This is a genomic window from Salidesulfovibrio brasiliensis JCM 12178 (genome assembly GCF_001311825.1).
Classification (GTDB): domain Bacteria; phylum Desulfobacterota; class Desulfovibrionia; order Desulfovibrionales; family Desulfovibrionaceae; genus Pseudodesulfovibrio; species Pseudodesulfovibrio brasiliensis.
In genome coordinates, this window is sequence record NZ_BBCB01000013.1 from 1 (window position 1) to 13,629 (window position 13,629).

At 59.1% G+C, this 13,629-nt stretch carries 14 protein-coding genes and 2 pseudogenes; 8 read left to right on the forward strand and 8 right to left on the reverse strand.

Annotation, left to right across the window (positions count from 1 at the left end):
• Window positions 1–176: 176 nt before the first annotated feature.
• The 3 genes from JCM12178_RS05700 to JCM12178_RS05710 all read right to left on the reverse strand — a co-directional run bounded on the left by JCM12178_RS05700 (window position 177) and on the right by JCM12178_RS05710 (window position 3,262).
• Entirely contained in the window at window positions 177–968 is a 792-nt protein-coding gene (locus JCM12178_RS05700) for a nitroreductase family protein (RefSeq protein WP_054649530.1), read from the reverse strand.
• 34 nt (window positions 969–1,002) lie between these two features.
• The gene (locus JCM12178_RS05705) at window positions 1,003–2,178 is read right to left on the reverse strand and encodes an iron-containing alcohol dehydrogenase (RefSeq protein WP_054649532.1); all 1,176 of its coding nucleotides are present in this window, start codon (window positions 2,176–2,178) and stop codon (window positions 1,003–1,005) included.
• Between the two features lie 136 nt (window positions 2,179–2,314).
• A complete protein-coding gene (locus JCM12178_RS05710) occupies window positions 2,315–3,262 on the reverse strand; it encodes a helix-turn-helix domain-containing protein (protein WP_218185630.1) in 948 nt (315 codons plus the stop codon).
• Between the two features lie 196 nt (window positions 3,263–3,458).
• On the opposite strand from JCM12178_RS05710, the gene JCM12178_RS05715 reads away from it, so the two are divergent.
• From JCM12178_RS05715 to JCM12178_RS05730, 7 genes and pseudogenes are all read left to right on the forward strand, one after another.
• The gene (locus JCM12178_RS05715) at window positions 3,459–3,971 is read left to right on the forward strand and encodes a WbuC family cupin fold metalloprotein (protein WP_054649613.1); all 513 of its coding nucleotides are present in this window, start codon (window positions 3,459–3,461) and stop codon (window positions 3,969–3,971) included.
• A 22-nt stretch (window positions 3,972–3,993) separates the two neighbouring features.
• Window positions 3,994–4,707: a hypothetical protein gene (locus tag JCM12178_RS18200; protein WP_157054776.1), complete on the forward strand. Its 714-nt coding sequence runs from the start codon at window positions 3,994–3,996 to the stop codon at window positions 4,705–4,707.
• Window positions 4,708–4,754: 47 nt separating this feature from the next.
• A pseudogene (locus JCM12178_RS20710) lies at window positions 4,755–5,420 on the forward strand (ATP-binding cassette domain-containing protein); the annotation flags it as partial.
• A gap of 275 nt (window positions 5,421–5,695) precedes the next feature.
• Window positions 5,696–5,782 (forward strand): annotated as a pseudogene (locus JCM12178_RS19450) (hypothetical protein); the annotation flags it as partial.
• 72 nt (window positions 5,783–5,854) lie between these two features.
• Complete coding sequence (locus JCM12178_RS19455) at window positions 5,855–6,244, forward strand: hypothetical protein (protein WP_245628642.1); 390 nt, start codon at window positions 5,855–5,857, stop codon at window positions 6,242–6,244.
• On the forward strand, window positions 6,235–7,500 hold the full coding sequence (locus JCM12178_RS19460) for an excinuclease ABC subunit UvrA (RefSeq protein ID WP_245628643.1): 1,266 nt from the start codon (window positions 6,235–6,237) through the stop codon (window positions 7,498–7,500). Before JCM12178_RS19455 ends, JCM12178_RS19460 begins: the two co-directional genes overlap by 10 nt.
• 126 nt (window positions 7,501–7,626) lie before the next feature.
• Window positions 7,627–7,941, forward strand: coding sequence for an IscA/HesB family protein (locus JCM12178_RS05730; protein WP_054649537.1), 315 nt, complete (start codon window positions 7,627–7,629; stop codon window positions 7,939–7,941).
• A 365-nt stretch (window positions 7,942–8,306) separates the two neighbouring features.
• Here JCM12178_RS05730 and JCM12178_RS05735 read toward each other — a convergent pair whose 3' ends face one another.
• The 5 genes from JCM12178_RS05735 to JCM12178_RS05755 all read right to left on the reverse strand — a co-directional run bounded on the left by JCM12178_RS05735 (window position 8,307) and on the right by JCM12178_RS05755 (window position 11,845).
• Complete coding sequence (locus tag JCM12178_RS05735; protein ID WP_054649539.1) at window positions 8,307–9,077, reverse strand: hypothetical protein; 771 nt, start codon at window positions 9,075–9,077, stop codon at window positions 8,307–8,309.
• Complete coding sequence (locus JCM12178_RS05740) at window positions 9,077–10,510, reverse strand: hypothetical protein (protein WP_054649541.1); 1,434 nt, start codon at window positions 10,508–10,510, stop codon at window positions 9,077–9,079. The genes JCM12178_RS05735 and JCM12178_RS05740 overlap by 1 nt, the downstream gene beginning before the upstream one ends.
• 86 nt (window positions 10,511–10,596) lie before the next feature.
• Complete coding sequence (gene dtd, locus JCM12178_RS05745; protein WP_054649543.1) at window positions 10,597–11,061, reverse strand: D-aminoacyl-tRNA deacylase; 465 nt, start codon at window positions 11,059–11,061, stop codon at window positions 10,597–10,599.
• Window positions 11,062–11,445 (reverse strand): 6-carboxytetrahydropterin synthase QueD, encoded by a 384-nt coding sequence (gene queD, locus JCM12178_RS05750; protein WP_054649545.1) that lies wholly within the window; start codon window positions 11,443–11,445, stop codon window positions 11,062–11,064.
• A complete protein-coding gene (locus JCM12178_RS05755; protein ID WP_245628644.1) occupies window positions 11,438–11,845 on the reverse strand; it encodes a nucleotide pyrophosphohydrolase in 408 nt (135 codons plus the stop codon). The genes queD and JCM12178_RS05755 overlap by 8 nt, the downstream gene beginning before the upstream one ends.
• Window positions 11,846–11,893: 48 nt before the next feature.
• Here JCM12178_RS05755 and cls point away from each other — a divergent pair, with 48 nt between their 5' ends.
• On the forward strand, window positions 11,894–13,330 hold the full coding sequence (gene cls, locus JCM12178_RS05760) for a cardiolipin synthase (RefSeq protein ID WP_245628645.1): 1,437 nt from the start codon (window positions 11,894–11,896) through the stop codon (window positions 13,328–13,330).
• The last annotated feature ends 299 nt before the right edge of the window (window positions 13,331–13,629 follow it).

The window sequence follows — 13,629 nt, forward strand, 5'->3', positions numbered from 1 at the left end:
CGGGAAAGGTTCTAAGAACTCCAAAGCTTTTTGGCTTGCCAAGCCGCTGGTACGGGATATGTAGCTTGAGATGGCTGGTAGGCGGCTTGGCGGGGTTCGGAACAGGAACATTTATATGAAACCGGGCGGTGCATGGTTGTGCACCGCCCGGTTTTGTTGTTTTGGCTATGATGGGATTAGCGCCATGTGACCTTGACGGCCTCGCGCGGCGGGATGCGACGGAAACGAAACTTGGGTCTGCCCAGCATGAGCGCGCCGTACACCGTGTGACCCTCGGGCAGATTCAGCCGGTCGCGAAGCGGCTCGCAGTTTTGCGCGGCGGCCATGAACAGCCCGCCCCAGCACGCGCCCAGCCCGAAGGCAGGGGCCGCGGCCTCAATGGTGGTCAGGGCAATGCTGCAATCCTCCACCGGCTTAAGCGCATCCGGCCCCGCGTGGGCGATAAGCAGACACGGCGCGTCACGGTTGACCATGTCTTTGCCCTTGTCCACGGCATCGGCAATCGGCAGATACCGCCCGACCTCCCGCAGCCAGCTCGCGACCATGCGGCTCAGTTCCGCAATCTCGTCGCGGTCGGTCAGGACCAGCCAGTGCACGGGCTGCTTGTTCCGCGCCGTGGGTGCCCAGCGGGCCATGTCCAGCAGCCGCTCCAGCGTCTCGCGTTCCACGGGTTCATCCTTGTAAACCCGCACGGACCTGCGGGAACGGAACAGCTGCTCCACCTGTTCGGCGGAAACGGCCTTTGCCGGGTCCACCTCGTCGCAGTCTTCTGCGGTCATGCCGTTGACGGCTATGGCATCACCCGGACAGATTGCCACGCAGTGGCCGCAGTTGACGCACATCTCCCCTGCTGCCTCCACCGGGGTGGGAATCCCATCTCCCCCATCCACAAGGAGATTGAAGGGACATTCCTCCATACAGATTTCGTCTTTCCTGCACTTGTCAGAATCAATGCTGATAGTATTCACGATGGGCTCTTCATTGTTGGTGTATGTTGCGGTTCTAGTATGCGTCCTTGAGAATCCGGAGCACGTCGTCCCGGTCCAGCTTCGCCAGAATACCGAGCTCGCCATGCTCCACGGCCTTTTCCGCCAGATATTCAAGCTTGTCCTCGGGTACGTCCGCTTCCCGCAGGTTCGCGGGCATCTTGACCGAGGCAAAGAACCGCTCCAGCAGCACAACGCCTTGTTCCGCGGCCTTGGCGTCGTCCGCCTCGCGCACATCGAAGACGTTTCTGGCGAATTGGGCGAAGACCGGGGTGCTTTCCGGGTTTTTCCGCATTGTATGGCGCATCCACGCCGGAGTGACCAGCGCGAGGCTGACGCCGTGGGTCATGTCATTGAGGCTCGACAGCTCGTGGCCGATGTAGTGGACCGGGAACGGGAACATGGGCTTGCCGAGCCGGAACTGGAACCCGGCCAGGGCCATGCTGCTGGCCCACATGACGTTTGCCCGGGCATCGTAGTCTTCGGGGTTCTCGAGAACCTTCGGCGTGTTGTCGATGACCGCCTTCATAAGGCCCTCGTTCATGCGGTCCTGCACCTCGGTGCCGCAGTCGGGCGTGAAGTACTGCTCCATGAGGTGGCTGAGAATGTCCACGGCCCCGGCCATGGAGTGCCACTGCGGCACCGTGAAGGTGTATTCCGGGTCGAGAATCGAGAACTTCGGGTACAGCTCCTGATGAAAGATCACGTGTTTCTTGTGGTCCTCCCCCACGGTGATGACTCCGCCGGAGTCCATCTCGCTGCCGGTCCCGGCCATGGTCAGCACCGTGCCGAGCGGGGCCGCCCCCGAAACCTCGGCCGTTCCGTCGAGCAGGTCCATGACCTCTCCTTCATAGCCCGCAGCCGCGGCGATGGCCTTGCAGGCGTCAAGGGTGGAGCCGCCGCCCACGCCGAGGATGAAATCGCAGCCGCTCTCGCGATACAGGGCCACCCCTTCCTCAACGCTCTTGAGGCGCGGGTTGGGCTGGATGCCGCTCAGTTCCGCATAGGGAAGCCCGGCCGCGTCCAGCTGTTTCACCACGTCATCATACACGCCGTTTCGCTTGATGGAGCCGCCGCCGTAGGCCAGCAGGACCTTGCTGCCGCCGAACCGCCTGATGGCGCTGCCGAGGCTCTCGATCTGGCCTTTGCCGAAATATGCCACGGTGGGAATGCTGAAAACGAAGTTTTCCATTGTGATTCTCCTTTGTCGATTTGGCCGGATGATTCCGGCACATCGTCATGCCTGAACAGTGCACGCTCAAACGAGTCGCGGCCATGCACAAAACCCCGGATAACGAACACTTTTCCGGAGGCTGCGAAGCCCGTAACTACTGAACGGCGTTTTCCGTCTGGTACTGCCTTGGGGACAAGCCGGTCTTTTTCCTGAACAGCCGCGAGAAGTATTGCGGGTACTCGAAGCCGAGGCGGTAGGCGGTCTCGGAGACAGTCATGCCGGGCGACAGCAGCAGGCTTTTTGCGGTGTCGATGAGGAAGAGGTGGATGTGTTCCTTGGCGGTCTTGCCGGTCTCGGCCTTGAGCGTGTCGCTAAGATACCGGGGCGAGAGGGAGAGCTGGTCCGCGATCCATTCGATGCCGGGGGTGCCGTCCTCGGCAAACCGGCCGGACTCGAAATACTCCCTGAGGATGGTCTCAAAGCGCTCGCTCAGTTCCGAGTTGAGCGCCTTGCGGTCCGTGAACTGGCGCTTGTAGAAGCGGTCCGCATACTTGAGCAGCGTATCCAGATGGGCGAGGATGATCTCTTTGCTGAATTCATCGGGGTTGGTGCGATATTCGCCCTCGATGGCCCCGAAAATGGACAACGCGGTTTCTTCCTCGCGCGGCGAGAGGTGCAGGGCCTCGTTGGTGGCGTAGGAGAAAAACCCGTATTTGCGGATGCGCGATTCGATGTCGTACCCGCGCACGTAATCCTTGTGCATGATGATGCAGTAACCCCACGGCTCGATCTCCACGTCCACCCACTCCAGCCGCTGGCCGGGGCCCATGAACTTCATGGTTCCGTGGGTGAAGTCGTATCTGGTGCGGCCGTAATAGAGCTCTCCCCTGATGAGCCGCTTGATGGAGATCAGGTAGCAGTCGCCGCTGATGGCCGAGCCGGTGCCGCTGCACCCGGCGCGCCCTTCCGCAGCTTCGCCGAAAGGCGTTATGCTGAACATGGGATGAAGGGGCGGAGGCCACCCGAGGTGCTCGTGAATCTCCCGCAGTGTATTGAAATGCTGCATCATACCGTCCTTTTCAAGGTTCGACGCGCGGGCCATGTCCTTCCGGACCGGCCAAGCTTTTCAGCATCATGCACGGCGCGTCTGTTTCCGACCATAAACAAAAGAACGCAAAACGAACACTCCTGCGCATATTTCTTTCACTCGTCGTGCAGACAAAGCCGCCTTGCGCCGAGGCAGGAAATGGCCCATGTTCGCACGGTATCGCAAAAACGAACGCACCGGAGGACCATTCATGAGCAAGCCAGCCTTTCCCATGGCCCTTGACGCACCCGAGGGCAACGTCTCGAAACTGGACCGCGCCATGCTGGACACAGCGCTGGACGTCTCGCGCAGGAGCCCGCGCGGCCGGGTCATCCAGCCGCTGCACAAGGACGCGGACGCCACGCTGCACCGGATGCTCAACTGCTTGCAGCCCGGGACCTACATTCGCCCGCACCGCCACCTTGATCCGCCCAAGGCCGAGTGTTTCGTGCTGCTCTCCGGCGCGGTACGCCAGCTTCTCTTCGATGACGAGGGGACGGTGACGGATTCGTTCGTGATCCGTGCCGGGTCGGAGGTCTTCGGCGCGGACATCGAACCGGGCGTCTGGCACACATGGATCGTGCTGGAGCCGGACACCGTGGCCTTCGAGGTCAAACCCGGCCCCTACACCAAGGCCACGGACAAGGACTTCGCCCCGTGGGCACCCGAGGAGGGGACAGAGGAAGCGAATATTTTCATTGAAACGGCATCCTATATTGTATAGAAGATTACAAAAAGGATTACCAATGCCAGAAACACGATCCCACCAATCATTCAGACAGAGAATTGAATACCTACACACTCATCTATCGGTTATGGACGCATCCGTTAAAACAGCATTGTCAGCAATTCATAGTAATTCTGAAGCTTCAACTATTAACGATGCCCTAGCCGTAGAAAAGCATTATACGCGACTCAACCACCCTACCACAGAGAGTTATCGAATATTTAATTATTCTAAATCCACGCTGCACAAAAATGCTCTTGTAGAGCTACATTCTATATTTAGTAATTATTTAAAGTGTTCACTGCGTGAAGTGTTGGACACTCGCCCCTATGCTGTCTTAATGCTTTCAGATAATGAGTTTTCAATTAAATATAGAGACATATTTAATTTTAGTACTTTAGAAAAACTATACGATCACATTCTTGATGTGTTTTTTAAAGGCCTTGAGTCGCAAAGAAGCACCAAAAAAATGTTGCAGAGAATCATCTCAAAATTCAATATTAATGCACATCAAGAGCTTTCTGAAGCTTTGCCTTTTTTCGAGCTCCGCCACCTAATTGTTCACAACAAAGGAGAAATTGATTCTACCTTTGCTAGGAACTACGGTGAGTTCTTCTCAGTTCAAGAAGGTGACAAGGTTCCATCAAATTATCAAAACACACATAAAGCAATAGTTTCGATTCAAGCCTTAACAAAAGCGGTAGACGAGGGCTTACAAAATTACATGAAGTAGCTATAATCTTCGCTTGCCACTCTCTCAGGAATGCTTATCATCGGTCGATGAATACCGATCCCAAACGCGACAGCATCCACATAGAAGGCGCAAGGCACCACAATCTCAAGGACTTGAATCTGGACATCCCGCGGGAACAGCTCGTGGTGGTCTGCGGGCCGTCAGGGTCCGGGAAATCCACGCTGGCGTTCGACATCGTCTATGCCGAAGGCCAGCGCCGCTACGTGGAGTCCCTGTCCGCGTACGCCCGGCAGTTCCTGCCCCAGATGGACAAGCCCGAGGTGGACAAGGTGGAAGGCCTCTCCCCGGCCATCTCGCTGGAACAGCAGACCACCAGCCGCAACCCGCGCTCCACCGTCGGCACCGTCACCGAAATCTACGACTTCCTGCGCGTCTTCTTCGCGCGGCTCGGCAAGTTCCACTGCCCCGAGTGCGACCGGCCCATCGAAGCCCAGACCACGGACCAGATCGTGGACACGATTCTGGACATGGAGGTCGGCACCAAGTTCATGCTGCTCGCGCCCATGGTGGAGCACCAGAAGGGCACACACAAGGACCTCTTCGACAAGCTGCGCAAGGAAGGCTTCGTGCGCGTTCGCGTGGACGGCAGGCCCTATACGCTGGACGACCTGCCGGAGCTTGAAAAGAACAAGCGCCACTCCATCGAGCTGGTGGTGGACCGCCTCGTCATCAAGGACGGGATCAAGAAGCGGCTGGCCGATTCCGTGGAGCTGGCCCTGAAACAGGGCGAGGAGCGGCTCATCATCGCCGTGGTCGGCGGGGACCGGGACGGGGAGGAGATTCCCATGTCCACGCTCTCCACCTGCCGGAGTGCCGCATCTCCCTGCCCCGGCTGAGTCCGCAGCTTTTTTCCTTCAACAGCCCGCAGGGAGCCTGCAAAACGTGTAACGGCATCGGCTCGGTTGAATATTTTGAACCGGACCTCGTCGCGCCCAACAAGGGGCTTTCCCTCTCCGAAGGCGGCATCATCCCGTGGAAGTCGCCCTACCGCCAGAAACAGTACGGCCCGGCGCTCAAGAAGCTCGGCAAGGCCTACGGATTCACCCCTGACACGCCGCTGGGCGAGTTTTCCGAGCAGGCGTGGAACGCGCTCTTCTACGGCAGTGAAAAAACCGGCTGGCAGGGCGTGGTCCCGGTTCTGGAGTTCGGCTTCCGTCAGGCCGACGCGTGGGACCACTGGCTGGCCAGCTTCCGCCAGACGCGACCCTGCCCGGCCTGCGAAGGCGCGAGACTGCGGCCCGAAGCACTGGCAGTGCGCGTGGGCGATCACAACATCTTCCAGTTCGTGAGCATGAGCATCCGGCGCGCGCTTGACTGGCTGGAATCCCTGACCTTCGAGGGCCACGAAACCCTGATCGCCGAGCCGCTCATGAAGGAGCTGACCCACAGGCTGGGCTTCATGGTCAACGTGGGGCTTGATTACATCAACCTCGGCCGCAACATGGCCACCCTCTCGGGCGGGGAGGCCCAGCGTATCCGACTGGCCTCGCAGCTCGGCTCCGGCTGGTGGGCGTGACCTATGTGCTGGACGAGCCGAGCATCGGCCTGCACCCGCGCGACAACGAGCGGCTCCTGAACACCCTGCGCTCGCTCCAGTCCCGCGGCAATACCGTGCTGGTGGTGGAACACGACGAGCCAACCATCCGCCACGCGGACCACGTCATCGAGCTCGGCCCCGGCTCCGGGATGCTCGGCGGCGAGATCGTCTATCAGGGCGACACCAAAAAGCTGCTCACGTCCGACTCCCTGACCGGAAAATATCTGCGCGGGGACCTGAAGATCGAGATTCCCAAGGAACGACGCCAGCCCAAGGGCGCCATCAGCCTGAAGAAGGTCTCCACCAACAACCTCAAGGATCTGGACGTGGACATCCCGCTGGGCGTGCTGACCTGCGTGACCGGGGTTTCCGGCTCGGGCAAGAGCTCGCTGGTGGTGGACTCGCTCTACAAGCATCTGCAGCTGCATCAGGGTCACCGCGCGGACAACCCCGGCAAGATCGGCGGCATCGAGGGGCTGGATGAAGTGGAGAAGGTCATCGCCATCGACCAGACGCCCATCGGCCGCACCCCGCGCTCCAACCCGGCCACCTACACCAAGATTTTTGACGAAATACGAAAGCTCTTTGCAGGCTCCAAGGAGGCCAAGAAGCGCGGCTACCAGCCCGGACGCTTCAGCTTTAACGTGAAGGGCGGGCGATGCGAAAAATGTCGGGGCGACGGCCAGCTGAAGATCGAGATGCACTTTCTGCCCGACGTGTATGTGACCTGCGACACCTGCCACGGCAAGCGCTACAACGCCCAGACGCTGGAAGTGACGTACCGCGAGAAAAACATCGCGGACGTGCTGAACATGACCGTGCGGCAGGCCGGCGTCTTCTTCGAGAACCATCCGGCCCTGAAGCGGCGGCTCTCGGTGCTGGAGCAGGTGGGGCTTGAATATTTGCACCTCGGCCAGCCCGCCACCACTCTCTCCGGCGGGGAGGCCCAGCGCATCAAGATCAGCCGCGAGCTGGGCAAACGGCGGCTGCCCGGCGCGCTGTACATTCTGGACGAGCCCACCACAGGCCTGCACATGCACGAGGTGGGCAAGCTCATCAAGGTGCTGCACCAGCTGGTGGACAAGGGCGCGACGGTCATCGTCATCGAACACAACACCGACATCATCATGAGCGCGGACCACGTGCTGGACCTCGGTCCGGGCGGCGGAGAGCACGGCGGGCAGATCGTGGCCTCGGGAACGCCCGAGGAGATTATCGACAACCCGGACTCGTAACCGGAAAGTTCCTGTTGTAGGGGAGTTCACGCCCTGCTCTATGGTCTGGCGGGCGCGGCATTGCGGATTTCGATTTGACGCACCCCCGAACCGTGCTTACCTCTTGATGAACCCCTAGGAGGACACATGTTGAAAATGACTGAAATCGCGGCAGAGAAAATCCGCGAACACTTTGGAGACAAGGAACCGCAGCCCATCCGCGTCTACCTCGGCGGCGGCGGTTGCGCTGGCCCGCAGCTCATGCTGGCCATTGACGAGAAAAAAGAAGGCGACACCGAATTCAGCTTCGGCAACGTCACCGTGCTCACCCAGCAGGAACTGCTGGAAGTGACCGGCGGAATCACCGTGGACGCCAACGAATACGGCTTCCAGGTCGTCTCGGAAAACCCGGTGGGCGGCGGAGGCTGCGACTGCAACTCCGGTTGCGCCTGCGGCTGCTAGCCGAATCGGGCAAAGACACAAAAAGCGTCGGCGGGGCAACCCGTCGACGCTTTTTTCATGCGCTCTCAAAGAACCGGAAAATATTCATCCGACCCTCTGAAAACGAGAAGGCTCTCTCGGGACCATCCCGAAAGAGCCATTGTGTTTCTCGTATTGCAAAAGAAGGATGCTTTATTACTAGCACTTGCCGTGCCAAACTCTTCAAAAAGACCGAAAATATTTTTATTTGATTATATTTCGGTGTGTTATAATGAGGCTATAGACGAGGCAGTACTCGCTCAACAAGCTGTCTGCGGTAAAAAAAATTCAACCTCCTGCGAGATAGTCCCGCAGGAGGCCGAAATTTTGAACCGGGAGCGCGAGGGTCACATGGTGGGGGTGATGTGCACCTCGGCCCCGGCCTTTTCAAAGAGATTTCTCCAGCGTTCCCGGTGTGCTGCGGTCTGAATTCCGGTCTTGTTGCGGCGCATGACGTAGTTGATGTCCACTTCCACGCCCGTGAGCGGTACAAGTTCCGGGCAGCCCGTGGACGCCGGATGTACCACCTTCGATGTGGAATAGTCCGAACAGTTGGGCGAGTTCTGGAGCATGTCGGAAAAGACGACCATGCGCCGGTGGCCCACCTTGTCGCAGAACTTGTGCCACTCTGCGATGCGGTTGACGGTCTCGATGATAGGCGAAGCCGAGCTGGTGGGCCGGTTCCCGAGTCCGCTGCTCACCTCGCTGATCGGTTCAAGAAACTCCTTGTCGAACGCCTCGTGTTTGAGACGGTAGTTCTCGATCCATTCGTTCGCTTCCCGACCCGGATTTCGCACTGACAGGAGCGGCGTCACCGCGATGTCCGAATTGGCGTGAATGGCAAAAACGCTCACCGTCTCGCCCGGCTTGATGGTTTCCGGCAGGGTTTTCAGCATACTCTCCAGCCGTGCCACACAGCGCGCACTGAGGGTGTCGGTCTGGTCGATGAGAATGACCGTGTGCGAGGTCGGCACCACAAGGCTCGCAACCGCGTCGTTCTTCTTGATGGACTCGAAAAAAGCCGTGGCACCTCCAATGGTCGCCAGCGCAAGCAGAATGACCAGCACGGGCAGCACCTTGTCCTTCATCAAGCTGTGTTTCTTCCCGGACAGTCGCATCAGGCCGCCTCGTCCCAGAAGTCGTCCTCTTCTGTCCCGGCCTGCCCGGCCGGGCTTTCACACGCCTTTTCAAGCTCTTCAAAATACGCCGTCAGGCTGCTGGTTATCTCCTGCTCCGAGTCGAGGATCATGTCGATGGCGCGGTTGACCTCGCTGTCCACCGACTTGTTGCGGGTGTTGCACTCCTCAATGTCCAACCGCAGTTTGTCGAGATTGCAATCCAGCCTGATTTCCTTGCCCGGCAGCTCCGGCATGGTGTCGAAGTAGGCTGGCGCAGATGTCTTGCGGCTCTTGCGGTTGATATCCCGATATTCGGAAAGGAGCTGAACCATCAGGGACCTGACCGTCTCGGCAAGCCCGTTGAAGCCGTTCATCTCGTTGAGGCAAACATCCTCCAGCGAATCGGCCCGGTCTGCGCGGGTGAGCGCATCCCGCCCGTTGTTGCTCAATTCTTTGCGGATACCCGCCATGATATCCCGGCACCTGTTGCGGATGGCATCCTGTGCGCCCATGACCTCCTGATTGGCTTTATCCCATGCCCGATGAATCCTGCCGTACATGGGGTAGCGGTCATCCCAGCCGAAACCCTTCCAGCCGGAAAGACCGCAGAAGGCAAGCCCCACGATGAAAAGCGCAAAGGACTTGATGTCCAGAAATACCGAGAGGGGACGGTTGATGATGTTTTCCAGCGTCTTGCTCATGATGCCGGTCAGTTCCGGCGAGCCGGTCAGCCTGTAGTGGGCAAAGACGAAGTTGAAAATGATGGCGAAGACGATGCCGAAGCCGAGCACCCACTTGGCCACGGACTGGACAGTCGGATTCTTGCGATACCAGATGAACCGGCCCGGCAGCAGGCCGGTGAAAAAGCCGAAAAAGATGTTGGCCAGCGAAATGAAGATGGCCTCCGCCCAGCCGCCCACGATGCCGTAGAGATTGGTCTTGGCCAGCATGTTGGCGTTGAGCACGGACTCCAGCACCAGCACCACGGTGAGCAGCGCCACGGTCCAGATGCGGTTTTCCGGATAATCCGGCGGGCGGTTGATCTTGTGGCGGGATTTGAAGACCTGCAACTCCACGGCCCGCTCGTTACGCATCTTCATGAGGTGCATCAGGTGCGGGGTCTCGGACTCCTTGAGATGGTGGATGTCGTTATCCAGCCGCTTCAGGGCGCGGTCAGCACGCACATCGCACGCGCCGTTACCACCCATGAGGGTACGCTTGTGGTCTGCAAGGCGTTCCTCGGCGGCAACGCGCTCGGTGCGCAGAATGTCCACGCAGTCGTTGACGATACCCTGTTCAGTGGAGCTGAGCGTGGTCTGGTCGCTGGCCGGGGACTGGTTGCCCCCGTCATACGAAGCGTTTTCCCGGATCAGGTCCCGATACTGTTCCGATTTGAGCCGCTCAAGGCTCTTTCTCGCACTTGGCTTGGACATTCGACCCCCTTTGCGTCCATCTTATACTGGGAGTCGAATATCTATTATCTGTTCAATATAAAATCAAGCGTATTATTGTCGGGTATCTACATCTCATCCGAATCAAGCGTGATGGTTACCGGACCCCAGTTGGTGAAATCCAGAAACATTTCAGCGCCGAAAACGCCGGTTTCCACCGCTGCTGGCGCGCTGGCGCGCAGGTCTTCGACAAAGCGTTCAAAAAGGGTATCCGCCAACTCCGGAGGGCAGGCTCCGGTAAAGGAAGGACGCCGTCCCTTGCGACAATCCGCATAGAGCGTGAACTGGGAGACCAGCAACAGGTCTCCGCCAACGTCGGAAAGGCTCAGGTTGAATTTGCCTGCGTCGTCCGTGAAAATGCGAAGATTGATCAGCTTGTCTATAATCTTCTTCCAGACCGGGGAGCCGGGCAGGTCTTCGCCGTCCTCGCGGCCGAACCCGGCCAGCACCATCAGCCCCTTGCCGATCTCGCCCACGGTTTCACCGTCCACAACAACCTTGGCGTCTGTGACGCGCTGGATGACGAGCTTCATCTAGACCTCCCGGTACGTGGCCTTGGAGGACGCCTTCTCGGACACCGAAACCGAGGCCAGACGGACATTTTCAGGCAACCGCGGAGCCAAGCCCCTGTATATGTGCATGGCGATGTTCTCCGAGGACGGATTGGACTCGGTAAATGCGTCCAGCTCGTTCAGGTGCCGGTGATCCAACTCGGAGAGCACTTCATCCGTAAGCTTCTTGAGCTCCTTGAAGTCCATGAGGTACTGCACCTTCTCGTCCAGCTTCTCCCCTTCCACGTTCACTTCCACGCCGAAATTATGCCCGTGCATCCGCTCACACTTGCCGCCGTAATTTCGCAGCTGGTGGGATGCGGAAAAATCCCGGGTTATGGTCAGTGTCCAGATTCCCTTACCCATTGTCGTTCTCCTCGTATTCGTCGCGCAGCCTGAGCGTTCCGCGGACCATGTCCGCAGGATACTTGCGCGCGTTGGCGTCACATTTTCTCATGGCGCAGTCCACCAGATCAATATCCAGTTCGTCCGCGATCCTGACCAGATACAACAACACGTCGGCCATTTCCGAGCCGATGCGCTCCCGTTTCCCGGGAGATGGGTCACGGCTCTCTTCCGAGCCAAGCCACTGCATCTCGGCAGCCAACTCTCCGGCCTCGCCGCACAGGGCCATGGCAAGATTCTTGGGCGTCTGATAGGGCTGCCATTCCCGCTCCTCCACGAAGCGGCGCATCCGGGCCGTGAGTTCCTGTAACGAGTCGTTTTTCATGCGCCGGATGATGGTCCCGCCGAACGGCTTTGTCAAACGCTTGCGACCGTTTCCTTTCCCGCAGCAATCTGGTAGGGGAAAGCCATGGAATCCTCCATGCTTCTGATTCTTGCCGGTCTCTTCTGGACCACCGTGGAAGTCCTCGGGATCTGGACGGCCATCCGTGCCGTGCGCGACACCCGGACCTCGCAGGGGGCCATCGCGTGGGCGCTGTTCCTCGTGACCACCCCGCTGGTGGGCGTGCCGCTCTACTGGGTGTTCGGCCGCAGCAAGTTCAACGGTTATGTCGAAGCCATGCGCGTGGCCCGCGAAGAATACGACCGCATTTCGGACGGCCGCAACCAGCTCCCGACACCGGCGACGCCCTTTGAGCGCGAAGACGCGGACCATGCCCGTTGCGTGTTCGAACACCTCGCCGGGCTGCCTTTCCTGCCGGATAACGACCTTGAGCTTCTGGTGGACGGACAGATCACGTTCGGGGCCATCTTCGACGCCATCAGGCAGGCAGAGAGCTACGTGCTCATCCAGTTCTTCATCGTGCATGACGACCGGCTCGGTAATCGCCTGAAGAACCTGCTGATCGAAAAGGCTTCGCAGGGCCTGACCATTCGTTTTCTCTACGACGAGGTAGGATGCCGAAAAACGCCCTCAAGCTATTGGAAGAGCCTGCGTGAGGCCGGGGTTCACGTTTACCCCTTCCTGTCCACCAGAGGCCGGGGAAACCGCTTTCAGCTCAACTTCCGCAACCACCGCAAGATCGTCATCGTGGACGGGCACACATCCTTTGTGGGTGGTCACAACGTGGGTGACGAGTACGTGGGGCAGGACCGACGCTTCGGGCACTGGCGCGATACGCACATCCGGTGCAGCGGGCCTGCAGTGCTCGGGGTGGAACTCAACTACGCCAAAGACTGGTACTGGGCCACCGGAACCGTGCTGGACATGACATGGGTCATTCCCGGCCCGCGCGGAACGGCCGGGGCGCTCGCCCTCGGCACCGGACCGGCCGACCCCGTGGAAAGCTGCTCGCTCATGTTCGTGCGGGCAATCAACGCCGCACGGGAGCGCATCTGGATCGCCAGCCCGTACTTCGTGCCCGACTCCTCCGTCATAAAGGCGCTCCAACTCGCGGCCCTGCGCGGCGTGGACGTGCGCATCCTCATCCCCCAGAAGCCGGATCACAAGGTCGTCTGGCTGGCCGGATTCGCCGCTCTCAAGGACCTGCACATGGACAACATCCGCGTGTACCGCTACAGGCGGGGCTTTCTGCACCAGAAGGTCTTTCTCTGCGATGATTTCCTGTGTGGCGTGGGCACGGCCAACCTCGACAACCGCTCGTTCCGGCTGAACTTCGAGATCACCATGCTCGTGGAGGACAAGGGATTCTGCGGGCAGATTCGCGAAATGTTCGAAAAGGATTTCACCGACTGCATCGAGACCGGGCCGGACGAGTATGACCGTACCAGCACACCGTTCAAGGTTCTGGTGAAAATCGCACGGCTGCTCTCCCCCATCCTCTAATACCGGCCGCTGTTTTTCTCGGTGAATTCAAGCCCGCGCTTTTCTGCGCATCAAGCCAAAAAGACGACACCCAGCGACCTCGGATTGAGCTTCCCGAAGGCAAAACATCGATCCTGAAAAACTCTATAATTTTTTCAACAACCCGGAAAAACTGTTTTTCAGTCAGAGCAGTCTTGCGGCCATTGGTTGAGCGTCCTGCAACCATCACCCGCTGACAGGAACGGTGCCATCAGTTCCGACCAACTGCTTTTCGCAATGTATTTTCAAGGAAATGCGGTTTTGAAAAAGTCCCCGGGGCA